The organism is Pseudarthrobacter cellobiosi (genome assembly GCF_023913755.1).
In the GTDB taxonomy this organism is placed as follows: domain Bacteria; phylum Actinomycetota; class Actinomycetes; order Actinomycetales; family Micrococcaceae; genus Arthrobacter; species Arthrobacter cellobiosi.
In genome coordinates, this window is sequence record NZ_JAMXBJ010000037.1 from 1 (window position 1) to 23,664 (window position 23,664).

23 protein-coding genes and 1 tRNA gene are annotated in these 23,664 nt (G+C 65.2%); 8 read left to right on the plus strand and 16 right to left on the minus strand.

All coding sequences use genetic code 11. The features are described from left to right. Positions 1-92: 92 nt before the first annotated feature. On the minus strand, positions 93-419 hold the full coding sequence (locus tag NG696_RS06040; protein ID WP_252566907.1) for a YqfO family protein: 327 nt from the start codon (positions 417-419) through the stop codon (positions 93-95). Positions 420-730: 311 nt separating this feature from the next. Between NG696_RS06040 and NG696_RS06045 the strand changes: the two genes are divergently transcribed. Then, positions 731-818: transfer RNA gene (locus tag NG696_RS06045), tRNA-Ser, on the plus strand. A 102-nt stretch (positions 819-920) separates the two neighbouring features. Here the strand turns inward: NG696_RS06045 and NG696_RS06050 are convergent. Next, entirely contained in the window at positions 921-1,838 is a 918-nt protein-coding gene (locus NG696_RS06050; RefSeq protein ID WP_252574754.1) for an oxygenase MpaB family protein, read from the minus strand. 167 nt (positions 1,839-2,005) lie between these two features. Here NG696_RS06050 and NG696_RS06055 point away from each other — a divergent pair, with 167 nt between their 5' ends. From NG696_RS06055 to NG696_RS06065, 3 genes are all read left to right on the plus strand, one after another. Continuing rightward, entirely contained in the window at positions 2,006-3,382 is a 1,377-nt protein-coding gene (locus NG696_RS06055) for a M23 family metallopeptidase (protein ID WP_252574755.1), read from the plus strand. A 55-nt stretch (positions 3,383-3,437) separates the two neighbouring features. Then, the gene (locus NG696_RS06060) at positions 3,438-3,992 is read left to right on the plus strand and encodes a glutathione peroxidase (protein WP_252566912.1); all 555 of its coding nucleotides are present in this window, start codon (positions 3,438-3,440) and stop codon (positions 3,990-3,992) included. 121 nt (positions 3,993-4,113) lie between these two features. After that, positions 4,114-5,046: a phosphodiesterase gene (locus NG696_RS06065; protein ID WP_252566914.1), complete on the plus strand. Its 933-nt coding sequence runs from the start codon at positions 4,114-4,116 to the stop codon at positions 5,044-5,046. 64 nt (positions 5,047-5,110) lie between these two features. Here the strand turns inward: NG696_RS06065 and NG696_RS06070 are convergent, their stop codons facing one another. Both NG696_RS06070 and NG696_RS06075 read right to left on the minus strand, forming a co-directional pair. Beyond that, positions 5,111-6,526, minus strand: a complete 1,416-nt coding sequence (locus NG696_RS06070; protein ID WP_256471992.1) for a stealth family protein — start codon at positions 6,524-6,526, stop codon at positions 5,111-5,113. 282 nt (positions 6,527-6,808) lie between these two features. After that, on the minus strand, positions 6,809-7,738 hold the full coding sequence (locus tag NG696_RS06075; protein ID WP_252566916.1) for a Cof-type HAD-IIB family hydrolase: 930 nt from the start codon (positions 7,736-7,738) through the stop codon (positions 6,809-6,811). Between the two features lie 150 nt (positions 7,739-7,888). On the opposite strand from NG696_RS06075, the gene NG696_RS06080 reads away from it, so the two are divergent. Together NG696_RS06080 and NG696_RS06085 are read left to right on the plus strand one after the other, a co-directional pair. Beyond that, positions 7,889-8,188, plus strand: coding sequence for a type II toxin-antitoxin system VapB family antitoxin (locus NG696_RS06080; RefSeq protein ID WP_058930154.1), 300 nt, complete (start codon positions 7,889-7,891; stop codon positions 8,186-8,188). Next, the gene (locus NG696_RS06085; protein WP_252566918.1) at positions 8,181-8,846 is read left to right on the plus strand and encodes a LytR C-terminal domain-containing protein; all 666 of its coding nucleotides are present in this window, start codon (positions 8,181-8,183) and stop codon (positions 8,844-8,846) included. The genes NG696_RS06080 and NG696_RS06085 overlap by 8 nt, the downstream gene beginning before the upstream one ends. 78 nt (positions 8,847-8,924) lie before the next feature. Here NG696_RS06085 and NG696_RS06090 read toward each other — a convergent pair whose 3' ends face one another. Both NG696_RS06090 and NG696_RS06095 read right to left on the minus strand, forming a co-directional pair. Continuing rightward, complete coding sequence (locus tag NG696_RS06090) at positions 8,925-9,566, minus strand: TetR/AcrR family transcriptional regulator (RefSeq protein WP_252574757.1); 642 nt, start codon at positions 9,564-9,566, stop codon at positions 8,925-8,927. A gap of 64 nt (positions 9,567-9,630) precedes the next feature. Then, the gene (locus NG696_RS06095) at positions 9,631-10,338 is read right to left on the minus strand and encodes a DsbA family oxidoreductase (RefSeq protein WP_252574759.1); all 708 of its coding nucleotides are present in this window, start codon (positions 10,336-10,338) and stop codon (positions 9,631-9,633) included. Between the two features lie 180 nt (positions 10,339-10,518). Between NG696_RS06095 and NG696_RS06100 the strand changes: the two genes are divergently transcribed. Both NG696_RS06100 and NG696_RS06105 read left to right on the plus strand, forming a co-directional pair. Next, positions 10,519-11,637 (plus strand): glycosyltransferase family 4 protein, encoded by a 1,119-nt coding sequence (locus NG696_RS06100; protein WP_252574761.1) that lies wholly within the window; start codon positions 10,519-10,521, stop codon positions 11,635-11,637. A gap of 15 nt (positions 11,638-11,652) precedes the next feature. Then, positions 11,653-13,800, plus strand: coding sequence for an amylo-alpha-1,6-glucosidase (locus NG696_RS06105; RefSeq protein WP_252574763.1), 2,148 nt, complete (start codon positions 11,653-11,655; stop codon positions 13,798-13,800). A gap of 22 nt (positions 13,801-13,822) precedes the next feature. On the opposite strand, the gene NG696_RS06110 is transcribed toward NG696_RS06105, so the two are convergent. The 10 genes from NG696_RS06110 to NG696_RS06155 all read right to left on the minus strand — a co-directional run bounded on the left by NG696_RS06110 (position 13,823) and on the right by NG696_RS06155 (position 23,663). After that, on the minus strand, positions 13,823-14,356 hold the full coding sequence (locus tag NG696_RS06110) for a GNAT family N-acetyltransferase (protein WP_252566927.1): 534 nt from the start codon (positions 14,354-14,356) through the stop codon (positions 13,823-13,825). 22 nt (positions 14,357-14,378) lie between these two features. Beyond that, on the minus strand, positions 14,379-15,326 hold the full coding sequence (locus tag NG696_RS06115; RefSeq protein WP_252574765.1) for a sugar phosphate isomerase/epimerase family protein: 948 nt from the start codon (positions 15,324-15,326) through the stop codon (positions 14,379-14,381). A gap of 1 nt (position 15,327) precedes the next feature. After that, entirely contained in the window at positions 15,328-16,545 is a 1,218-nt protein-coding gene (locus NG696_RS06120) for a Gfo/Idh/MocA family protein (protein WP_252574768.1), read from the minus strand. A gap of 10 nt (positions 16,546-16,555) precedes the next feature. Continuing rightward, positions 16,556-17,677, minus strand: a complete 1,122-nt coding sequence (locus tag NG696_RS06125; protein ID WP_252566933.1) for a Gfo/Idh/MocA family protein — start codon at positions 17,675-17,677, stop codon at positions 16,556-16,558. Continuing rightward, positions 17,674-18,432, minus strand: coding sequence for a sugar phosphate isomerase/epimerase family protein (locus tag NG696_RS06130; RefSeq protein WP_252566935.1), 759 nt, complete (start codon positions 18,430-18,432; stop codon positions 17,674-17,676). The genes NG696_RS06125 and NG696_RS06130 overlap by 4 nt, the downstream gene beginning before the upstream one ends. A gap of 52 nt (positions 18,433-18,484) precedes the next feature. Further along, positions 18,485-19,378 (minus strand): carbohydrate ABC transporter permease, encoded by an 894-nt coding sequence (locus tag NG696_RS06135; protein ID WP_252566937.1) that lies wholly within the window; start codon positions 19,376-19,378, stop codon positions 18,485-18,487. Next, positions 19,378-20,337 carry a carbohydrate ABC transporter permease gene (locus NG696_RS06140; protein ID WP_252574769.1) on the minus strand — a complete coding sequence of 320 codons (960 nt, stop codon included), beginning with the start codon at positions 20,335-20,337 and terminating at the stop codon, positions 19,378-19,380. Before NG696_RS06140 ends, NG696_RS06135 begins: the two co-directional genes overlap by 1 nt. Before the next feature lie 12 nt (positions 20,338-20,349). Further along, positions 20,350-21,675: an ABC transporter substrate-binding protein gene (locus NG696_RS06145; RefSeq protein WP_252574770.1), complete on the minus strand. Its 1,326-nt coding sequence runs from the start codon at positions 21,673-21,675 to the stop codon at positions 20,350-20,352. A gap of 99 nt (positions 21,676-21,774) precedes the next feature. Next, positions 21,775-22,584: a hypothetical protein gene (locus NG696_RS06150; RefSeq protein WP_252574771.1), complete on the minus strand. Its 810-nt coding sequence runs from the start codon at positions 22,582-22,584 to the stop codon at positions 21,775-21,777. Then, positions 22,581-23,663, minus strand: a complete 1,083-nt coding sequence (locus tag NG696_RS06155) for a Gfo/Idh/MocA family protein (protein WP_252574772.1) — start codon at positions 23,661-23,663, stop codon at positions 22,581-22,583. The genes NG696_RS06150 and NG696_RS06155 overlap by 4 nt, the downstream gene beginning before the upstream one ends. Position 23,664 lies beyond the last annotated feature (1 nt).

Here is a 23,664-nt window from a genome sequence, read left to right on the forward strand (position 1 = left end):
AAAGGCCGGCACCTTTCCAAGACAAGGAAACCGGCCTCGGGCCATTACGGCTCAAACCTGAGGAACCCTCAAACAATTACCGACCCACGCACCTAGCGTCGCCAGCCATCCACCGGCCAGGTCATAAAGGCGGGCTCCTCGTAAGGGTGCGCCGCGCGGAGGGCCAGCACAACGGCGTCGAGCATCTCTTCCTCCACAACGCATTCCACCCGGGTTTCCGGCACGGGCTCGCCCGCACCCACGGCCCCGATGAACGGCTCGGCACCAGGCAACGGAGTGAAGCGCCCGGTGCCGGGGGAGGTGAAGGCGCAGTGCGAATAGTTCCCGATCCTGCCCGCGCCGGCGTCCCCGATTGCCGCGAGCAGCGGCTCCGTGTGTGTGTCCGGAACGTAAACCACCAGGGCGTGCAGCTGTGTCATGGCCTCATCCTGCCAAGAAGGAAGGGTTATCGGCACAATTTCCATTGCTTATCCGGCGGGTAGGGTCGATCATGGATATGTACACCGATTGGGGCAATCTCAAGGTTGTGAGCTGCGGGGCCTGGCTGGAGGGCCGGACCCGGCAGCTCAACGGCGTATCGGAGGAATGGGCGCATTGGGGGCGTCCATTTTTACGTTAACCAGCCAAATGGAGTCCGGGTTGTGCGGCCGCGGTAATAGTCCGCCGGGCCAATTGGGCGATGCCGGAAAGTTCAGGTAGTCTAGTATCTGCTTTTGATTCGAAAGCAGCTGGAGAATTCGCCTAGCGGCCTATGGCGCACGCCTGGAACGCGTGTTGGGTTAACGCCCTCGGGGGTTCAAATCCCCCATTCTCCGCCAGCCAAAAACCCGGTTCTGACCTCGTCAGGGCCGGGTTTTTGCTGTGCTCCAGCCAGGCGTTGACCCATGGCTGGAACCCAGCCGCCCAGGCCAGCTGCCAGGTCAGCTGCCACCGTAGCCCAGGCGGCGGAGGCGCTCCCGGGCCGCTTGTTCGCTGGGTCCAGGCCCGCGTCCAAGGGCAAGATGTACGACGCCGAGAGTCACCTTCGTTGCCAGTCTCACGGGGAGCGGGAACGGCCCCAGCCGGGGGACCTGGAGCCCCAGCATCCGGCGGTACTTCGGCTCTAGGCTGTAGACAGCGCCGGCGAAGATGATCCGGTAGCCGGGGCGCAGCAGCGGATGCAGTGGCGGGTTGCGGATGAACTCAACGGTTTCGGCAACCCTCCTGTCCGCCACCAGCTCACCGTTGTTATACCAGCGGTCCAGTTGCTCCCGCATTTCGGCCTCGCTCAGGGGCGGATCCTCCACGCCCATCAGCCGTCCGGCCTGGGCCCACTCGCGGACATAGGCGTCGGGGCCGCCGGGGATCCCGGCACCCCAGATTTTGTGGGCCGAGAGGAAGGCGTCCACGAACGCGATGTGGACCCAGCGGGCGATTTCCGGATCGTTGGCCGCATAGCTCCGTTCGCCGCCGTGCCCGTCAGCGTAGCTCCCGTGCACAGGCTCGTGCAGGCGACGGACCCGGGCGGAAGCCTCGTCTGCGGCGGCCTGCGGGCCATACGTGACGGTGAAAATCCAGCGGATGGTCCGGGCCAGCCGGCTGAGCGGATCTGCGCGGAAGTCGGAGTGCTCGTGGATTCCCGCCAGCGCTCCCGGATGCAAGGCCTGCATCAGGAGCGCGCGGACCCCGGCCACAATGGTGGTCATGGAGCCGTGCACCGCCCAGACGGCCGAGCCGGGCAGGTGATAGCCGGCGTCGTCCCCCTCGGCCAGCCGCGGAACCCAAGCGGGCGGGCCGTCCGCGGTGCCCGTGAATACCCGTTTGACTTCGCCCTGCCATTCCCTGAGGAAATTTCGCATGTCACCATTCTCGCCCAGAGCCCGGCGGGTTTCGTTTTTGACGTCGGATCCACATATTGTCCGCAGTCGTACCGGCGCGGGGGTTCACAGGCCCGGACCTTTGTGGTCCTATGAAATGGTACGTCCGCCTGGATCCGGGGTCTGGCGGGCCAATCCGGGAGTAGCGAGTGGGCAATCATTGGGGATCCGGCCGGGCAAAGGAGCCTGCGGGCGGCTGCGCCGTGGCTGTGCGCGTGCTGGCCGCCAGTGCCGTTGTTGCCGCGTCACTCTTCGCCGTCGGCCTCCCTGGAACAACCACCGTTGAGCCCGGCCCGGGAGCGACGGGCGGTGCCGGACATGTTGGCCTGCCTGGGCTGGCCGGTGCTTTCCTGACGGACAGCCGGGCCTTGGTTCCGTTCAACCGCACGCTGGTCAGGACCATCGCCAAGGGCGGGAGTGCACCGCTGAATGTGGCCGCGGCCGGGCTCACGCGCCCGCCGGAGGGCTCCCTCATGGCGCCCCTCGAATTCCTCACCTCAAGCTCTCCTTTCGGGTTCCGGGTCAGCCCGATCACGGGTGCGGGCGGCGATTTCCACTTGGGCCAGGACTTCGCTGCAGGCTGCGGTACCAGGGTATATTCGGCCGACGCCGGCGTGGTCCGGGCCGCCGGCTGGCACCCCTGGGGCGGCGGGAACCGCGTGGAAATAGACCATGGCAACGGGCTGATCACCACGTACAACCACTTGGAGGCTGTCGCGGTCCGGACGGGGGATTCCGTGCAGGTGGGCCAGGTCATCGCCCGGGTTGGCACCACGGGGTGGTCCACGGGCTGCCATCTGCATTTCGAAACCATCCTCCACGGCAAGCACACCAGCCCGCTGAACTGGACACTCCTCCGCATTCGTCAGTTGGACGAGTTCGAGGACATAGCCATGGTCAGCTATGACGCCCAGCCCGCAGATGACGGCGCGCAACGCTGGGCCATCCCGGTCGCCGAGGACAACAGCCACACGGTCCTGGGCGGCGTAGAGGAACTGTCCGAGGCGCCGCCAGTGGAACGGCCGGTGACCACGTCGGAACCGCAGGACGAGGCCCCCACGGAAGAGCCCTCGTCGGACGCTACGTCGTCTGAATCCGCGTCGCCGGACCCCACTGCAACGGAAACTGCGACAGAAACCACGACGGAAACAGCCACTTCGACGGCATCGCCCTCCCCAACACCTTCCACGCCCCGGGCAACGCGGACGCCGACGCCGACGGGAACCTCAAGCGTCACGCCGACGACGACGTCACCCACCCCCACGGGAACCTCACCTACCCCCACGGGCACTTCGCCTGCGCCGACGACGAGCGCGTCGCCGTCTCCGACGCCCACTGTCTCCAGGTCGTGGCCGTTCAGTCCTACCTCGCGCCTGACGCCGACGCCGGCGCCAGCGGTGGAGCCAACAGCAACAACGAGTAGCGGGTCCTCAGCCGAAACAGCCTCGCCCTCGTCTACTGCGACAGCTACAACCACCGCCACACCTACCGACACCGCAGCATGGTCCGAGCCGGCGGGACCCTGACGGGAAACTCCCAGACTGCACGCGTACCCTTGATGGTTGGCAACGAATCACCTGCATGACCAACCTTTCAAAGGACGGCGCTGTGACAGACCTGTACACCATTCCCCTCACTCTCAACGACGGCACCGAAACCGATTTTGGCCGGTTCAAGGGCAACGTGGTGATGGTGGTGAACGTGGCGTCAAAGTGCGGGTTCACTCCGCAGTACGCGGGCCTGGAGACGCTCTACGAGAAGTTCCGGGACCGCGGCTTCGACGTCCTCGGGGTCCCGTGCAACCAATTCGCCGGCCAGGAGCCAGGCAACGACAGCGAGATCGCCGAGTTCTGCGAGCGGAATTTCGGTGTCACTTTCCCGCTGACAGCCAAGGCCAACGTGCGTGGCAAGGACCAGCATCCGCTCTATGCCGAGCTGACCAGGTTCAAAACCAGTGTGCTGCCCGGCCTGGTGAAATGGAACTTTGAGAAGTTCCTGGTCAGCCGCGAGGGCGAAGTGGTGGCACGCTTCGCGCCCACCGTCGAACCGGACTCCGCCGAGGTCATCGATGCCATAGAAATGGCACTGGCAGAATTTGACGGCCCGGCGGCCACAACCGAACTTTCCAGGGCTTAATTCTTTAGTTTTTCCAACTTGGCCGCAACAATTTACCCACAGTTTGCCAATTGTCTGATTGGATAATAGTTACTGAAGGGTAGAAGGGAAACGCCGTTTCCCACCAACCACAGAGGCAGCAATGAAGCACATCGAGGCCGAACACCCCCGGCCACGCCACTTCCTTCTCCACCTGAGCGACCCCCACCTGTTGGGAGGTCCGGATCCCCTTTACGGCGCAGTTGACAGCGAAGCCAAGCTCATTCAGCTTTTCGAAGAGGTCAGGGCTTCCGGCGCCCGGCCCGAGGCCGTGATCTTTACGGGGGACCTGGCCGACAAGGGTGATCCTCAAGCCTACGCAAAGCTCCGGGCAATTGTTGATCCCGCCTGCGAAGACATGGGCGCCCAAGTCATCTGGGCGATGGGCAACCACGACAACCGCGCCAACTTCCGGACAGGGCTGCTGGACGAGCCGGCGAGCGATGCACCAGTGGACCGAAGCTACTTCATCAATGGCCTGCGCATCATCACCATGGACACCTCGGTCCCGGGGTACCACCACGGCGAGCTGAGCCCGTCACAGTTGGGGTGGCTCACCCGCCAGCTGGACACCCCGGCCCCCGACGGCACCATCCTGGCGCTGCACCATCCGCCGGTCCCGTCGGTCCTGGACCTTGCCGTGCTCGTGGAACTGCGGGACCAGGCAAGCCTGGCCTCCGTGGTCCGCAACTCCGACGTCCGAACCATTCTTGCCGGGCATCTGCACTACTCGACCACCGCCACCTTTGCGGGGATTCCTGTCTCCGTCGCCTCGGCGACGTGCTACACCCAGGACCTCAACGTCGCCGTCGGCGGTACCCGCGGCCGGGACGGCGGGCAGGCCTTCAACTTGGTGCACGTCTACGAGCACACCATTGTCCACTCCGTTGTTCCGCTGGGGAACGCGGCCACAGTAGGCGAGCATGTCACGTCGGACATGACTGCCGAGCGACTGGCCGCCGCGGGCGTCAGCATCCCTGACAGCGCGAAAGCAGGAGGCACCAGGAAGGTAGCCGTTCCGTACTACGCTATCTAGCCTTGCTCGGCGGGCGGGCCGGAGCCCCCAGCGTCGGCTACTCCAACGTTGGGGGCTGTGGACGTCAGAGCTCCCAGGGCGCCTTGATGGGGTAGTACTTCTCCAGGAAATCGGTCACGATCTCGGCGCGCTCGTCCGCGGGGACCTCGGGGAAGCTGCCGTCGTTGAGGCAGAAGAAGTCCATGTTCCGCTTCGCCAGCAGCTTGGGCAGGTAGTTCAGCCCCGCGCGGGCGGTGGTGTCCACGTAACGCACCTTGGCCGCGGTCTGCGTGACTGCACGGCCTGTGAGCAGGGCGTAGTAGTGGTAGAAGGAATTGGTGACTGAGATGTTGTCGGCGCCGCGGAACCTGCTGCCGGCCGTCTTCTGGAACTCCTCCGGGAACTCACGCTCCATCTTGGCCACAACGCTGCGCCGCAGCGGGGCGGCGGTGTGCTCAAGGTGCCGCGTGGTGATCCGCCCGAAACGGTTCCAGAGCAGCTTCCGGTTAACGCGGGCCGCGTTCTCGAAGCCACTGCGCTCGGCATCGTTGTCGCCCAGCCCGATCCGGGTCTCGGCCTCGATGAACTTGGTGACGCCACCCGGAGTGAAGAACATGTCCGGGCCCACGGGCCGGCCGAAGAACATATCGTCGTTCGAGTAAAGGAAGTGCTCGGAGAGACCCTCGATGTGGTGGAGCTGGCATTCCACGGCCTGCGAGTTGTGCGTGGGCAGCACTGTGGGATCGGCGAAAAATTCCTCGCTGCGGACGATGGTCACCGACGGGTGCTCGGCGAGCCACTCCGGGGCGGGGGAGTCCGTGGCGATAAAGATGCGGCGGATCCAGGGCGCGAACATGTACACCGAGCGCAGGGCGTATTTGAGTTCGTTGATCTGCCGGAAGCGGGCTTCGTTGTCGTCGCCTTCGCCGAGAACCACTCCTTTCTGCTGGGCGCGGCGGGCCGCGATGTAATCGGGCGAGCTGCCGTCCACCCAGGAGAAGACCAGATCGATGTCGAAGCTGATGTCGCTGGCATGGTCGGCGAACATGTTCTCGATGGTGGGCCAGGTGTGACCGTACCGTTCAACCGTGCCGCGGACAGCGTCCTGGGACTGCATGGTGCGGCGGGTCAGGGAGTTTTCGATCGGGAGGATCAGCTGATCGCCCTCAAAGCTCCAGAGCTCAATCTGGACGCCAGCGGAGGAACCGAACTCGAAACCGCCGTCGGGCTCAACCCGTGGACGGTAGAGCCGGAAGATGCGGGCCTGGCGGTTGGGGGAGAGATCCCCGTCGGCCACCAGCACGGAGGACTTCTTTTTCGCGTCCACGGTCATGGAGTAGACGGGCTCGTTGCGGCAGGCCTCCACCAAGGCTGCCCGCAGCTTCTTGCGGTCCTTCCAGTCCAGGGCGATGACCGGACGGTCGTTGTTGCCCCGGACCAGCAGGTAGTCCAGGCCTTCGCCCGCGAGGACACCACGCAGGAACAACAGGTCCTCAACCATGGCCTGGTACGGCGTCCGGTTGTGGTTGATCAGGGCATACCTGCCCTTGTGCCGGACGACGTCAGGCCGGTGTTTGAGTCGCGCCTCAGCCGCCGGAGATGTCACCTCGGCGTGGGTGCGCGGTTCTACGGACGCCTGGCCGCCGTAGTAGATCTCGTCCTGGACAGGTGCTTCTGTAATGGTTGTCTCCGTCGCGGGTAAGTGGTAAGCGTTCTTACCTGAATAATAGCGCGGCCCCCAAAACGGCGGCCCCCAAACGGGCGCTGCCGGCCGGGGACGGGCTCAGCTGACCATTGCCTCCCGCCAGCTGCGCAGGAAAGCTCCGCCGGCGTCGTCGTGAATGACATCTTCCCCAAGCCCCAGATCGGTGGCCGTCAACACGTCATAAGGTTTGACCGGAACGCCGTCCGCCGGGCGGACATCAACGTGCTTCACGGGATGGTCATTGTGGTGCAGCCAGTCCGCCATGGCGTAGTCCGTGCGGGAATCCCCCACGGTGCGCCACGCCTGCGGCGTGATGCCCTGCGCCGCCAGCAACTCCACCGCGCGGCTGGCGCCGAGGTCCTTGCCCAGCCGCACCGACTCAATATCGGTGGAAATGATGGTGGGATCGACGCGGTAGTCCACCTCGTCGTCGGAATTCGGTGCGTGGTGCTCCAATCGGACCACGCCCATGCCGTGGCGGGCCATCAGGTCCATGGCGTCGGAGTCGAAAAGCTGCTGTTCGGCCAGGTAATCGGCGGAAGGCACCTCGATGTGCTGCTCAACGGACACCATGGCGCGTTTCGTCTCGTCAAAAAACATGTGCCTGGAGTAGTCCTCGGCCACGAGCCTGCGGACGTCATCGCCGTAGGCCTTGGGTACAGCAAGTTCGTGATCAACGTGGATGGGGCCGGGCCCGGCAGCGGTGTAACTGAACCACACGGCACCCTTTTCGCAAATGGCGTGGATGACCGTCCCTGCGGGAATACCGGCGGCGATCATCGGCACCATGACCTGCTCCCGGATGAACGCATCGGAGCGGCCGGTATTGAAAACGACCGGGATCCCGGCGGTGGCCAGCGCCACAAGATCGGCAATGATGCCCGGTTTCACGTCGCGGGTCACGGGGCTGGCCACGGGTCCGTCGACGTCGAGCAGGAGGGCGAGCGGCGGGGTGGACGGCAGGCGGACGCCGGGCGTGGTGCTGGCAGGGAATTCGGGTGCAGTCATGGCTCCATTGTGTCAGCCAGGAGACTCCGATCCTGCGCCGGGCGGGGCAAAGTCCGCGGCATGCGACACATGGTCACTGTTTGGCTACAACCTTGGGCTGCTGCGGGCCGGACACTTCTCTTGGGCCGCCAAGCTGCCTAGGGTGGCATGGTGATCTTCAAAGCTGTGGGCGAGGGACGCCCGTATCCCGACCATGGTTTCAACACGCCCAAACAGTGGGCGTCGCTGCCGCCGCGCCCTGTCCGCCTGGACGAACTGGTGACCACCAAACGGACGCTGGACCTCGAAGCGCTCCTGGCCGAAGACTCCACCTTTTTCGGTGACCTCTTCCCCCACGTGGTGCAGTACCAGGGAACCCTGTACCTGGAGGACGGCCTGCACCGCGCCGTCCGGACAGCGCTGCACCAGCGGACCGCCATCCACGCCCGCGTGCTGGTCATAGATGGCTAGGAAACCCAGGGACGCCAGCGTCCTGCACGGCCACCACGTTGTCACCGGCCCTGAACTGCGGGCCACGTTTGAGGCTGCCGGCGACCCCGACAATCCGGTGCGGTTGCGCCGGCGCGTGGTGCATGGCGTGGTCCTGGTTTTGCTGCTGGGCCTCATTGCCGGCGCCATCATCGTTGCGCTGGCCATCATGAGCGGGCACCTGAAGCTTCCGACGACGCCGGGCAGCGATGAGCCCCGGGCCACCTGTCCCGGGGCCACCTTTGACTACACGCCCAACGACAAAATCAACCTCAACGTCTACAACTCCACCAGCCGTCCCGGGCTGGCTCGCTCCGTGGCGGATGAGTTGCTGGTCCGGAAGTTTGTGGTGGGGGCCGTGGCCAACACGGAGGCCGGCTTCCGCGGCGTGGCCGCAGTGGTTTCCGGGGCTGCCGGTCAGTCTGCGGCCTTCAGCGTCCAGCGGAACCTGCCGGGCTCCGACTACTTCCAGGATGGCCGGACGGACGCCAGCGTAGACGTGATCCTTTCCAGCGATTACAAAGAGCTGGCCGCCGCGGACCGTGTGGACCAGACGCCAGGGAAGCTCAGCTGCCCGCGTGAAAGCCGCCGGATCGCTGACGATGCCAAGTGGCCGGTTATTCCGACGGCCGGCCCCTGACCATTTGCCGTTGCTCTATCACGTCTGGTCGTTAAAGCAGCCGGATGACGACCGGAAGTGATAGAGCAACGCAGGGGTTTACGGCAAGGGGAGGCTGACCCGCAGGGGTGCGCCGTCGTCGTCGAACCTTGCTCCGGCGCCCAGTTGGATGAACCGCACGGTGCGGGCGACCCGGGCCTCAAGTTCCGCGGGCTCGTTGCTGCCGCGCGCCGCGCTGGAGGAGAGTGTGCCGTGGATGAGCTGCGCCTGCTGGCCAATGTCCGCCCGCGGCAGGTACCCCTGCGCCATGCCGTCCCGGAGGATGCCCTGCAGCAGGACGCTGAGTTCACCCACGTGGTCGGCCAGTTTCGCAAAGGACGACGGCGACAGCACCGCCGCCATCGCCGGTCCGGGCGGGAGGTGGCGGCGGCTGAGGTCCTCCACCTGGGTGCGCACGTAGAGGGCCAGCCGTTCGACGGGGTTCTCGAGCGTGCTCAGTGACTCGCGGAGTTCGGCGAGGAATCGCTCGGTCTCGTCCAGGGCGTAAGAGATCAGCAGTTCTTCGATATCCGCGTAGTAGTTGTAGACCGCGGTGCGCCCCACCCCGGCATGCCGGGCGACGTCTGTCATGGTCAGTCCGGGCAGGCCGTGGGTGAACAGGAGTTCCCCGAACGCTGTCAGGACCCGGCGTTGCGTCTCGGCGCGTTGCGCGGCGTTGTTGGCCGCCGAAATCCTGGGCATGCAGACACTTTATCGCGATGTGTCAGTAAACCCGGAGTTGGGTCCGTGTGTTGCCCCGGATCGTTCAGACCGCGCAGCCGTCCGGGCCGCAGGCCTCGCCGTCGTTGCCGTCCGCGGCGTTAACCAGAACCAGCGGGTTCGTCTCCTGCCAAGCCTGGTTGAGCGCCGCCGTGAACGTTGCGGCAGGCTGGGCACCAGAGAGGCCGAACTTTCGGTCAATCACGAAGAATGGGACACCCGTGATGCCCAGGGCGCGGGCTTCCTCGAAATCGAAGCGGACGTCGTCGGCGTATTTGTCCGTGGTGAAGAGTTCGGCGACTGCATCGGGGTTGAGGCCCAGCTCCTGGCCCAGAGCCGTGAGGTATTCGGCGCTGCCGATGTCCTTGCCGTGCTCGAAGTGGTCGCTCAGCAGGCGTTCCTTGGCGGCATCCTGCTGACCGTGCTCGGCCGCGAGGTGGATCAGGCGGTGGGCGGTGAAGCTGTTGGCCACCACCACTTGGTCGAACCGGTAGTCCAAGCCCTCGCCCTTGGCTTGTGCGGTGACGTGGTCAAACATCTGCGAGACCTGCGCCGGGGCCATGCCCTTGCGCGTGCTCAGGTACTCCAGCTCCGTGCCGTGGTAGTGCTCCGGGAGGGTGGGGTCCAGCTGGTAGCTGCGCCACTTCACCTCCACAGCGTCGCGGTGCGGGAACTCGGCCAGGGCGGCCTCGAAGCGGCGCTTGCCGATGTAGCACCACGGACACGCGACGTCTGACCAGATCTCAATCTTCATGCTTGCCACAACTGTGCAGGTCAGACACCCATTCCCCGCGGGCCGTGTCGGATTTGTCACATTGGGCCTTGAAATGGCTCCCCGCGCGGGGCGATAGTCGAAGCAACGGTTAAGCAGAGGCCATTCTGAACACATCAGTCGGTCGGGGGACTCGGACTGCGATCCTCCCGGAGGCACAGTATGCGGATAGGACTTGTCGCGGCACCATGGATTCCGGTTCCCCCGGCCGGGTATGGGGGCGTCGAACGGGTTGTTGACTCCCTGGCCCGGGGACTCATCGCCGCAGGGCACGAGGTGTTGTTGGCTGCAGCGTCGGACAGCACGTGTCCGGCGCCGCTGGTGCCGGGGATGCGGCCATCCGAGCCGGCTGCATTGGGGTTCACACTTTCAGAGCTCAGCCATGTCATCAGGGCTTATGAAGGCCTGGGGGACGTGGACATAATCCACGACCACACGCTGGCTGGGCCGCTGGTGGCCCGGCGAAGGTCCCGCGCCCCCGTGGTGACCACCATTCACGGCCCCCTCACCCCGGCGTCGGCCGATTTGTACCGCGCGATGGCTGCCGACACAGCCATCATCGGAATCTCACGTGACCAGGCTTCCCGTGTGCCGGATGTTCCGATCACCCGCGTGATCCATCACGGAATGGACGTCTCTGCCGTCCCGGTCGGTTCCGGCGCAGGCGGGTACGTCTGCTTTGTCGGCAGGATTTGCCCGGATAAAGGCGTTCTCGAAGCCATCCACATCGCGCGCAGGGCCGGCATTCGGCTGCGGATCGCGGCCAAGATGCGCGAGCCGGACGAGATCGCGTACTTCCGCTCCGTCATTGAGCCGCTCCTGGGCTCCAATGAGGATTTCCTGGGCGAGCTGGGGGACACCGACAAGTTTCAGCTCATGGGTGAGGCGATGGCGTTCCTGAACCCCATCCAATGGTCCGAGCCGTTTGGGCTGGTGATGATTGAATCCCTTTCAACCGGCACTCCGGTGGTGGGAACTCCGATCGGATCCGCACCGGAGATTGTGGACCATGGAAAGACGGGCTACCTTGGGCCCACGGACAGCCTGCACACCTTCCTGCCCCTTGCGGCACAGCTGGACAGGGCGCATTGCCGGGACCGGGCCCTCAAGCTGTTCAGCACCGAAAGGATGGTGGGCAACCACCTGGACCTCTATACAAAACTGTTGGAAACGAGTCGGTTTCCCGGGGTTCCGGATGCTTCCCATGTGGGCCAGAATCAAGTAGGGAGAGCAGATATCGGGGCGTCGGAACCGGGCCCGGTCTCTAGCAGGCGTTCATGAGGGAGGAGCGCATCCATGACTGCATGGAATGCCGACACTGAGGCTGATGTTGGCGGTGCTGAGGCCATAACGGTGGTGGAAGGGTCTTCCTTCTGTATCTCTTCCCGGAGCGGCGACATCAGTGCCGACGGTGAAACGAATGGCGCGTTCTACCAGGACACCCGGATTGTGTCCCGGTGGATCCTGCGGGTCAACGGCGCGATCCGTGAGCCGCTGGTGGCGCAACGGCCGAACACCTACGAGGCCACGTTCGTGGGCCGCGCCCAGTGGCCCGGCGGCAGGTTCGACAGTCCACTGGTAGTCCGCCAGGTCCGTCATATCGGACCCGGGCTGCAGGACGACATCACACTGGAAAACTACTCAGCGGAAGCCGTGAACTGCGATATCGAACTGTTGGTTGACGCCGATCAGGCCGACCTTTTCGACGTCAAGGGCGGGCGGACTCCGCAGGGCGCGCGGGTGAGCCGAACTGTCAGCGACGGCGGGCTGCTGATCGAGGCCCTCCGTAACGGTCAGAGGCGCGGCTCCGCCATCCGCGCAGCCGGCGCCGAAATCTCCACCGAGATGCTTCGCTTCCACGCAATCATTCCGGCGCGTGGAGAGTGGTCAACCAGCGTCATAGTGGTCCCGCTCATCAACGGTGTGGGACCCGCGGCGCCGTTCACGGAAGAAGGGCAACCGCGCGGCCGCGTAGGCGTGCAGCGGCACTTGGCGTGGGAAGAACATATTCCCCGCATCAGCGTCGCGAACGGCAATATCGAGGCAACCCTGCGCCGGAGCCAAAGCGATTTGGGCTCCTTGCGGATTTTCGACGCCGAGCACCCGGACCGCGCGGCGGTGGCTGCGGGGGCGCCCTGGTTCATGGCACTGTTTGGCCGGGATTCGCTCCTGTCCTCCTACATGTCCTTGCTGGTTGACCCCACGTTGGCGGCCGGAACCCTCCAGACGCTGGCAACCCTCCAGGGTTCGAAAGTGGACCCAGACTCCGAGGAAGAGCCGGGCCGCATCCCGCACGAGGTGCGGCTGGGCGTGACTGCGGGGCTGTCGCTGGGCGGAACCGCGTACTACGGCACAGCGGATGCCACCCCGCTCTTTGTCAGTCTCCTGGGCGAACTGAGCCGCTGGGGACTGTCCGAGGACATCATCGATTCGCTGATTCCCCACGCCGACCGGGCCCTCGACTGGATTGAAAAATACGGCGACCGTGACTGCGACGGCTTTGTGGAATACCTTCGCCCCAACACCCATGGTTTGGTCAACCAGGGCTGGAAGGACTCCTGGGACGGGATCAACTTTGCCGACGGGCGGATAGCAGAGCCACCCACCGCCCTCTGCGAGGTCCAGGGCTACGTCTACTCCGCCTATGCGGGCCGATCCCTGCTGGCGCGCTGGGCCAGGGATGCTGAGACAGAGCACCACTGGGCCGAGCGGGCAATCGCCCTGAAGGAAGCCTTCAACGAGAAGTTCTGGTTGCCGGACAGGGGTTACTTCGCGATCGCGCTGGACAAGGACAAGACTCCGGTTGACGCATGCACATCCAATATGGGCCACTGCCTGTGGGTGGGCATCGTGGACGAGGAAAAGGCTCCTTCAGTGGCGGAGCGCCTGATGTCCCCCGAACTGTTCACCGGCTGGGGGATCCGGACCCTGGCTTCGGACATGGGCGCCTACAACCCTGTCAGCTATCACAACGGATCGGTGTGGCCGCACGATACGGCGCTCGTGGCTACAGGGCTGATGCGCTATGGATTCGTTGACGAGGCCATGAAGATCGCCAGCGGGATCCTGGACGCCGCCGAACACTTCGACGGCCGGCTGCCGGAGCTGTTCTGCGGGTTCGACCGGTCTGAATTCCATGGTCCCGTGCCTTATCCCACGGCATGCTCGCCCCAGGCCTGGGCCGCTGCAGCTCCCATCCAGCTAGCACGGATCCTGCTGCGATTCGACCCGGACTTTACCCGCAACGTGGTGCATCTGGCACCGATTCTCCCATCCGAAATCGGGGACTTCAGGGCCGAGAACGTCCTGCTGGGGACTTCGCGTGTGGCCATCAGCGCGCGCGGGAGGGAGGGCCGCATCGACGGCCTCCCAGTGCGGCTGAAGCTGCTGAAGGAACCGCGTCCGCCCCTCGACGAGCGCCTGGGCGGACGGGCCGGCGACTAGCGGCAGGTTTCTCGGGGAGCGCTTAGGGCAGGGCCCGCTCAAGGACGAAGTCGTGCTCCACGGTGGTCCCCAGCCGGAAGGACTTGCTGCCCACCTTGTGGAAGCCGGACTTTTCGTAGAAACGGATGGCCCGCGCGTTCTGGCTGTTGACACCAAGCCACACCCCGGCCGCGCCCGCTTCTGCCGCTGCATGGAGGCTGGCGTGCATCAGTCCGGCGGCCGCGCCCAGGCCGTGGTGGTCGGGGTGGACGTAGCATTTGCTGAGCTCCATGGAGGGCAGGACCTTCAGCGCCGACGCGACATCCGGATCCTTCGCTGGCCGGTTGACGAGCAGGCTGTAGCCGCGGAGCCCGCCGTCGGCGTCGATGACCAGGACTGTGACATCAGGATCCGCCAGATACTCCCCGAAGTGCCGTTCGCTGAGCGTGTTGGCCACGTGCGCGGCAATGTCCTCCGGTGACGACGACGGCGGGCACGCCAGCGGGAAGGTGACGGCCGCCAGTTCGGCGAGCGGGCCGCCGTCGTCCGTTGTTGCCTTTCGAATCGTGTGGGTCATGCCGGGATTCTACGTGCGCTTCCTAGGGCTTCGTGCTGAAAGCGGCGTCGAAGCTGGTCTGGGAGGCGGGGAAGTCGAACTTCTTCAGCGCGGCGAGGGCTTCCGGGGCGCCGTGGAGCCGGTCCATGCCGGCGTCTTCCCATTCGATGCTGATGGGGCCGTTGTAGCCGATGGCGGTCAGGGCGCGGAAGGACGATTCCCAGGGCACGTCGCCGCGGCCAGCGGAGACGAAGTCCCAGCCCCGGCGAGGGTCGCCCCACGGCAGGTGGGAGCCCATGACGGTGTTCCGGCCGGTGGGGCGGAGCTTCGTGTCCTTGCAGTCGACGTGGTAGATCCGGTCCTTGAAGTCCCAGATGAACGAGACGGGGTCGATGCCCTGCCACATGAAGTGGGAGGGGTCCCAGTTCAGGCCGAACGCGGGCCGGTGGCCGATCGCTTCGAGGGTGCNGCGGACGCCGCATTCGTCGAAGACGTCCAGGATGGGGTTCCAGCGGTCGGCGAAGTCCTGGTAGCCGGCCTCGATCACGGCGGCGGGGACGGGCGGGAACATGGCCACGTACTGCCAGATCGAGGAGCCGGTAAATCCGACGACGGTGTCCACGCCGAGTGCCTTGGCCAGCCGGGCGGTGTGTTTCATTTCCTCGGCGGCGCGTTGGCGGACGCCCTCGGGGTCGCCGTCGCCCCAGACTTTCGCGCCCACGATCGCTTCGTGGCGGAAGTCGATGGGGTCATCGCACACGGCCTGGCCCTTGAGGTGGTTGGAGATGGCCCAGACCTTGAGGTTGTACTTGTCTAGGACGGCGAGTTTGGATTCGACGTAGCCGGGTTCGTCCCAGCGCCAGGCGTCCAGGTGGTCCCCGGAGACGGCGATTTCGAGGCCGTCATAGCCCCAGCCGGAGGCCAGGCGGGCGACTTCCTCGAAGGGGAGGTCGGCCCACTGGCCGGTGAACAGGGTATAGGGGCGGGGCATGTCAGGCTCCTTCAGAAGTAGCGGTCAGGGCTGTCGGCGTGCCGGCCGGGGCGCCGGCCAGTTGGATGATGGAACTTTTCGCGGCGGCGGATTCTTCAATGGCGTTCAGGATCCGCTGGACGGTGAGGCCGTCCTCGAACGACGGCGAGGGTTCGGTCCCAGCGTCGACCGCCAACAGGAAATCGCGGACCTCGTGCGTGAACGTGTGCTCCCAGCCGATGATGTGGCCCTGCGGCCACCATGCTGCAAGGTACGGATGCTCTGGTTCATTGACCAGGATCCGGCGGAAGCCCTGCTCGCGGGCGGGCCCGGTGGCGTCCAGGAATCCCAGTTCGTTCAGGTTCTCCAGATCGAAAAGAATGGCGCCTTTTTCCCCGTAGATCTCCAGTTTCAGCGAGTTCTTCCGGCCGGTGGCTACCCGGGAGACCTCCACGGAGGCGATTGCTCCGGAGGAGAGGGACAGTGTTGCCCAAGCGGCGTCGTCGACCGTCACGTCCTCCAGTCCGGCAGCTCCGGGACGCTGCGTGGTGAACGTGTGGGTCCGGCCGGACACGTCGGTGACCTGGTCCCCGAGCAGGAACAGCACCTGGTCGATCGCGTGGGAGGCGATGTCCCCGAGCGCCCCTGAGCCCGCGGTCTCCTTTTTGAGCCGCCACGTCATGGGTGCACTGTCATCAGCGAGCCAGTCCTGGAAGTAGGCGGCACGGACGTGCCGGACGGTCCCCAGCCTGCCCTCCGCAATCAGCTCCTTCGCGAGGGCCAGGGCCGGGACGCGCCGGTAGTTGAACCCCACCATGGACTGCACTCCTGCTGCCCGGGCAGTCTGCGCCGCTGCCGTCATGGCCTCGGCCTCAGCCAGGGTGTTGGCCAGCGGCTTCTCCAGAAGCACGTGCTTGCCCGCCTCGAGGGCGGCGATTGCGATCTCGGCGTGCAGCCAGCCCGGGGCGCAAATGTCAACGATGTCGATGTCATCGCGTTCGATGACCGTCCGCCAGTCGGTGGACGTTTCAGCCCAGCCGTACTTCCCGGCGGCCTCGGCAACCCCGGCGGCGTCCCGGCCCACCAGGACCTTCTGCTCAAACGCCGGGACATCGAAGTAGCTGGCGACGTTCCGCCACGCGTTCGAGTGGGCTTTGCCCATGAACGCATAACCGATCATCGCCACACCCAGTTTTTTGAGCTCCGGGCGCGGATTGTTCGCTGGTTCGTGTGAGGTCATGGTGGGTCTCCTAGAGGGTAGCGGTTTCCGGCGCCCAGTCCTCAGGGAGGGCTGGGGATGCCGGAGCAGAGCTTTCGACGTCCACGAAAGTTCCGGATTCCATGGATTCGGTGATTGAGACCATGGAGTCCAGGACGTGGTAGGCCAGGTCGCCCGTGGCGCGGTGTGGCACCCCGGCGCGGATGGAGCGCGCCATGTCCAGGACGCCCATGCCACGGCCGTTGGCGGGTCCCGTGGCCGGGACGGTGGTCCAGTCCTCGTCACCGGCACGCCACAGGCGGATGTCGCCGTCGAAATAGTTGGGGTCCGGCAGGGACAGCGTGGCTTCCGTGCCAGTGATTTCCACGAAGCCCATCCGCACACGGGGGGATTCGAAGGAGAAGACGCTGTGCGAGGACGCGCCGCTCTCGAACTGCGCCATGGCCGACACATGCGTGGGCACCTCGACGGTGAACTCCTCGCCGGCCTTGGGCCCTGAACCAATGACCCGGACTTCCTTGGCCTTGGAGCCGACGGCGGCCACCTTGCGGATGGAGCCGAACGCCTGGATCAAGGTGGTGAGGTAGTACGGGCCCATGTCGAAGAGCGGGCCCGCGCCGTGCTGGAAAAGGAAAGCCGGGTTGGGGTGCCAGGATTCCGGACCGGGAGTCTGGAACGTGGTCATGGCGGTCAATGGCGTGCCGATGTCGCCGCGTTCGATGAGCCGCAAAGCGGTCTGCAGCCCGGCGCCCAGGAACGTGTCCGGGGCGCAGCCGAGGCGGATGCCGGCGGCGTCCGCGGTTTTGAGCAGGCCGAGCCCTGAGGCGCGGTCCAGGGAGAAGGGCTTCTCCGTCCAGACATGTTTGCCGGCATTGACGGCGGCGGTGGCCACCTCCACGTGCGCTGCGGGGATGGTGAGGTTGACGATGATTTCGACGTCGGGGTGGTTCAGTGCCGCGTCCACGCCGCCCCACTCCGCGATGCCGTATTCCTTGGCGCGGGCTTCGGCGGCTTCCTCAAAGAGGTCCGCGATCACATGGACTTTGAGGTCCGGGAAGACGGTGAGGTTGTCCAGGTACTGCTTGCTGATGTTCCCGGCGCCGATGACGGCAACTCCCACCGGGCCGCGGCGGGTCGATGCTGCGTGGCTCATGCGCGTGCTCCGGCTGTGCCGGTGCCCTGTGCGGCATTAAGGTAGGCGAGGCTCTCCGCGATGCCTTCGAAGATGTCGCCTGCGTAGTCGTCGAACTCCACCACGCCCACTTCCAGGGATTTTGCTGCGGCGATGACGTCCAGAACCGGGACGTTGCCCTTGCCCGCGGGCTGCTGGGCCTTGGTGTCCGTGTTCAGCGGGCCGTCCTTGATGTGGATCAGCTTGACCCGGCTGCCCAGCTTGGTGAGGATGTCCACCGGGTCCTGGCCGCCCACGGCAACCCAGTAGGTGTCCACTTCGAGGACCAGTTCGGGGTCCAGGAGGTCCGCGAAGTACTCCAGCGCCGTGCGGCCCTCGATGGTTGATTCAAGTTCCCACGCGTGGTTGTGGTAACCCACGCGGATGCCGTGCTCGGCACCCTTCTTGGCCGCTGCATTGAGTTTGGCTGCGGTGGCCTGGATGTCCTCGGCGGACTGCCAGTGCTCGGCTGGAAGGTAGGGGTCGATCACGGTGGTGATGCCCAGTTCTTTGGCTGCCGCGAAGATTTCGTCCTGGTCCTGGCTGAGGAGGGGTGCGTGTCCGGACGGGGCGGTGAGGCCGTTTTCCTTCAGCGCGGCGCCGAGTTCCTTGGCCGTGGCCACGAAGTTGTAGGGCTCAACCTGGGTGAAGCCGATCTCCGCGACCTTGCGGATGGTGCCGGGCAGATCCTCCTGGATGGCGTTGCGCAGGGTGTAAAGCTGGATCGAGTAGGACATCGTGTTTCCTTTACGGGAGTTGTCGGTTCTGGAAGACAAGTTGGTTTTGAGGCTAGCGGCCGGCGAGGGATCCGCCGATACCGCCCACGCTGAAGTACTTGTTCAGCGCGGCGAAGACGATGACCGGCGGGAGCATCATGACCACGGCGAGGGCCATGACTGAGGTCCAGTCCGTCTGGTTCTGCTGGAAGAAGGACTGCACGCCCATGGGCAGTGTGAAGATCTCGGTGGAGCGCAGGAACACGATGGCAACGAGGTAGTCGTTCCAGGCCAGCAGGAAGGCGAAGATCGCCGTCGAGAGGATGCCCGGCAGCGAGTTCCGCAACACTACCTTGGTGAAGGAGCCGAAAACGGAGCAGCCGTCGATCCAGGCGGCTTCTTCCAGGCTCATCGGGATGGAGTCGAAGTAGGCGGCCATCATCCAGGTGGCCACTGTCATGGTGGAGCCGACGTAGATGATGGTCAGGCCCATCAGGTTGTCCACGAGGCCCATCCCTGCGAACAGGATGAACAGTGGCACCACCGAGGTGATGATAGGCAGGGACTGCATAACAAACAGCAGCAGCGAGTAGCCGGAGACGGCCTTGCTGCGGCCGCGGGAAAGGACGTACCCGGCGGGCGCTGCGACAGCCACGGACACGGCCACCGTGCTGAGGGTGGTGATGAGGCTGTTCTGCAGCCAGGTGGAGGCCAGCGTTTCTGAGAAGACCGAGCCAAAGTTCTCCAGCGTGAAGCCGGTGGAGGTGCTGGTGGGGCCGGGCGTGAAGGCGAGCACCACCGTGACCATGATGGGCACGAGGACAATCACGGTGATGGCCAGGATCAGGACGAACCGCCACCACTGACCGGTGTGGCCGGCCTCAGAGAGGACGCGGCGGTTATTGGTTGGGCCGGCGACGCCGAGGAGAGGGCCGGACTCGGGATGGGCGTGGACTACTGCGCTCATTATTCGACGCTCGACTTTCGGATCTGGCGGTACAGGAGTACGGAGACGACCACCAGGGTCATGGTCATGAGGAAAGCGATGGCGACGCCGGGTCCGGTCTGGAAGTCCTGGAAGACGCTGCGGTAGGCCAGGACAACGAGGGACGTGGTGGCGTCCACCGGGCCGCCGCCGGTGAGCAGATAGATGGTGGGGAAATCGTTGACGCAGAAGATGGTCATCAGGATCCAGCTGATGTATGTGGACCGGGCGATCAGTGGCAGAGTGATCTGGCTGAACTGCTGCCAGGGGGTGGCGCCGTCCATGCTTGCCGCCTCGTAGACGGTGCTGTCCACGGAGGCCAAGGCCGCCGAAATCATCATCATCATGAAGGGGAAGCTGATCCATACTTTGAACACCATGACGGTGACGGCGGCGAGGGTGGGGTCGGCGAGGAAGAGCGGGGTGCCGAGGCCGAGGTTCCGGAACAGGGAGGGAACCAGGCTGCCGGGCGTTGCGACGAGCCAGTTCCAGGCAGTGGAGGACACCACGATCGGGACCACCCAGGGCAGGAGCAGCAGGACCTTGAAGGTGCTGCCCGCGGGAATCTTCGTGCGGAGCAGGAGTGCGAGCCCCAGGCCCACGAGCCAGGAGCCGAAGACTCCGACGATGGTGAACAGCAGGGTGAATCGGGCTGCACGCCAGAAGGCGTCGGAGCTGAGGACGTTGGCGAAGTTCTCGCCGCCGACGAAGTTGCCCGTCTCGATCAGCGAGCCGTCATGGGTGGCCTGCACGCCTGCCTCAACCAAGGGGTAGCCGTGGATGAGCACGAGCAGGATGACCGAAGGCAGCAGGAGCCAGAAGAACGTCCGGCTGGTCTGCGCGCTGAGTTTGCTTTTGCGGTTTGCGGTGCCCCCGGGCCCGCCGGGAGCAATTCCCCGGCGGGCCCGGCTGAGGCCGGATTTTGCTGTTGTCAGTGCCATGGAAAGGGCCGCTTATTTCTTGATGACGGATTTAAGGCCGGACTCGAACGCCTGCAGTGCGGACTTCGCGTCGGTCTTGCCGGTGAGGACGGTCTGGGTGAACTGGTTCAGGGCCTGGCCGCCGTCGAGTACTGCGAGGTTGTCGTTGAGTACGGTTCCCTGGGATGCGAAGGTCTTGGCGATGGGCTGCCATTCCTTGACGATCTTTACGTTGTTCGGATCGCTCGAGAACTCGGGGAGTTCGGTGATGGATTTGAAGACCGGCAGGGCGTTCATGAGCTTCTGCTTCCACAGTTCCTTCAGCTGGCTCATGTAGTGGACCAGGAAGGCTTCGGAGGATTCCTGCGACGGAGTGTTCGTGTACATCATGATGTTGTTCGGGAACACAAGTCCGCCCTTGTCGCCGTGCGGTCCGGCGATGGGGCTGGCCACCACAATGTCTCCGGAGGTGTCGCCCACCCGCTGGGGCACGCCCAGAACGTAGGGGCCGAAGGCTGCCTTCTTGTCCTTCCACATGGCGTTGAGGTTTTCGGTCGTGTAGCTCACCGACGCCGGGTCGATGATTCCGTTGGACACCAGTTCGAGGAGGAACTCGATGGCTTCGACGTTGCGGTCGTTCATGACGTCCAGTTCGCCGTCCTTGCTGAACACTCCGCCGCCGTTGTTGACCATCATCATGATCATGGAGTGGTTGCCGATGTTGTTGCCGGCGCCGGAGCCGGTTGCGAAGCCGAAGGCGCCGATGGTCTTGAGCTTCTTGCCTGCCTCGAGGAGGGAAGCCCAGTCCTTCGGCACGTCGACACCGGCTTGCTCGAATAGGGACTTGCGGTACCAGAAGACGCGCATGTCCAGCTGCCACGGGACCGCCACGTAGCCCTTGTCCGACTTGAACGGTTCGAGGACGCCCGGCAGGAAATCATCGAACTGGCCGTTTTTCTTGAGCTCTTCGATCACCTTGTCTGCGTACGCGATCTGGCCCTGCTTCTCGAACTGGAAGGCCTGGAAACCGCCGCCGGTGGACACCGCTGGTCCGGTCTTGGAGGCGATGGCCGAGGAGAACGTCTGGTAGAAGTTGTTCCACTGGATGGTCTGGTAGCTTGCTTTGAGATTGCCCGACGCGGGGGCATAGCCTTCCGCGATCTTCTTGGCGGCGTCGTTATAGGCGGGCGTGGCCCAGGGCATGTCCCAGAACTTGATGACGCCGCTGGCCCCGCCGCCCTGCGATGCGGAGCCGCCGCCACAGGCTGCCAGGAGCGGAACCGACGCGGCTGCGGCGGTCAGGCCGAGGAAGCCTCGGCGGGAGAGTGCGGAAGATGCTGCGGAGGAATTGTTGAACATGGTTTTCCTTTCGGGAGCCGGTCCGTTGAGCTGGCCGGTCCTTCTCGTCACTGAGTGTTGAAGGAGCTACTGCATTAGGAGGAGGTGCTGGTACTGCGGTCAGTCGGTGAGCTGGCGGACTGTGGAGGTCAAAGCGGCGAACTGCTCAAGATCGCTGCCCGGTGCGCCGGACAGCAGCTGGTCGCGGAGCCGCGTCCAGCTGTGCCGATGGGTGGTTTCGTAAAGCGAGGGAAGGGTCGTGGCGCCGCCTGCGGTGACGGTGCGTACTTCCGCGGGCCAGGCGGCGGATGGATCGGGAAGTACGACGTCGGCACGCCCGGAGGCTGTCAGGATGGACACTCTTGCGGTGGCCGGCGCTGCGGACGTCAGGACGCCGTGCAATACCAGGGGCGCACCGTTGGAAAGCCTGCCGGCCACCACGTAGCCGTGCGGGGTGCGTTGCACCGGCGTCCATCCGGACACCTCAACCCCGCAGGCGAGGATCGCGGCCAGGTGCTCGGTCAACAGCGCTGCGGCATCGCTTCCAGCCGCGGCATGTGCAACGGAGTCCATCAGGACGGCGTCGGCCAGATTCTTCGCCAAGAGGACCCGGACGTCTTCTTGCGTCTCTGTCAGCACCGGATTTCCTGCCCACTGCTGGTCAAGGATCACTGCCGCGCCGTGCTCCTTTGCGACGGCGGCCAGCGCAGCAGGATCCTCAGCCTGCGGGTTGACTACTACGACCCCCTTGGCGCCGTGGCGGATAGCGGCGTCCGCACGTCCGGTCCAGCCTGCTGAGCCCGCAATGGCGACGAGGTCGGCAGCAGCATCGGCGGGCTTGAGGGAAACGGGGAGGGAAGAGACGACGGCGGCGACGGCGCCTGCCGCTTCGGCGTCGGCGTCTGCCTGGACTGACAGCTGGGCGGTCATACTGTGGCCCCCGGGCGGGTTGCTGCTTGGACGTCCACCCGGGCGGCAGCCGCCTCGGCTATGGCCAGGGCGAACTCGAGGTCGTGGAGGAGGGTCTCACCGGAAGGGGCCTGGCCGTTACCCCTGGCCAGGTCTGCCAGGGCGCGCCATTCACCTTCGTAGCCGTTGTGGCCGAACGGGCCAAGGACAGTGGTTTTCCCTGCTTGGCGCAGCTGGGCCGTTGCCGAGCCGGCGTGCACGTAGGAGGGGGTGAAGTTGATCTTGAGGGCGGCGTCGTCACCGATGGCTTCGAACTCCCAGGCCGGCTCCCACGTGGCGTTCATGGCCGCCCGCAGTTCGATGGTGACGTGGCCTGCCCGGAGGGAGATCACGTAGCCGAAGGGCTTGACGATCTCGGCGTAGAGCACTTCCACGGCCGCGAAATCGGGGGTGAACCGCCGCACCAGGGGCAGGTCATGGATAGCCAGGCCCATCACTCCGCCGGTGAGCATCGCCTTGATGACCTCCGGATCGGTGCTGTCACGTGCCGGCATGGGGGTGCGCCCCACGATCTCGGTGGCGAAGTCCTCGAACCGGGGATTGGGCGGCAGGACGATGGAGGACCTGATGGTGTGAACCTGTTCCGGGAGGTCGCCCCACGCGGCCTCAGCCGCGAGCCAGCCCGGATCGAAGGTGTGCATTGCTCCGACGATGATGGGGATCCTGGTTTCAGCAGAGACGGCCGAGATGCTGGCGGCCTCGTCGCCGCTCATGGCAAACGGCTTCTCGCACAGCACTGCCTTTTTGCCTGCACGGCAGGCCGCGATGACCTGGGCGGCATGGAACTGGTGCGGGCTGCAGATGGCCACCACGTCCACCGAAGGGTCCGCGAGCAGTTCCCCCATGCTGGTGCTGAAGGCTGCTCCCACCCGGTTCGCCACGGACTCCGCAACTGCGGGGTCAACGTCCATGATGTGACGGACTTCGAGGATGTCCTGCAGCCGGGCAAGGGATGGCAGGTGGATAGCCTGCGTTACCGGGCCGGCGCCGAGTATTCCGACGCCGAGGACGGCGGGTGCTGCCTGGGATTGGCTCGACAAG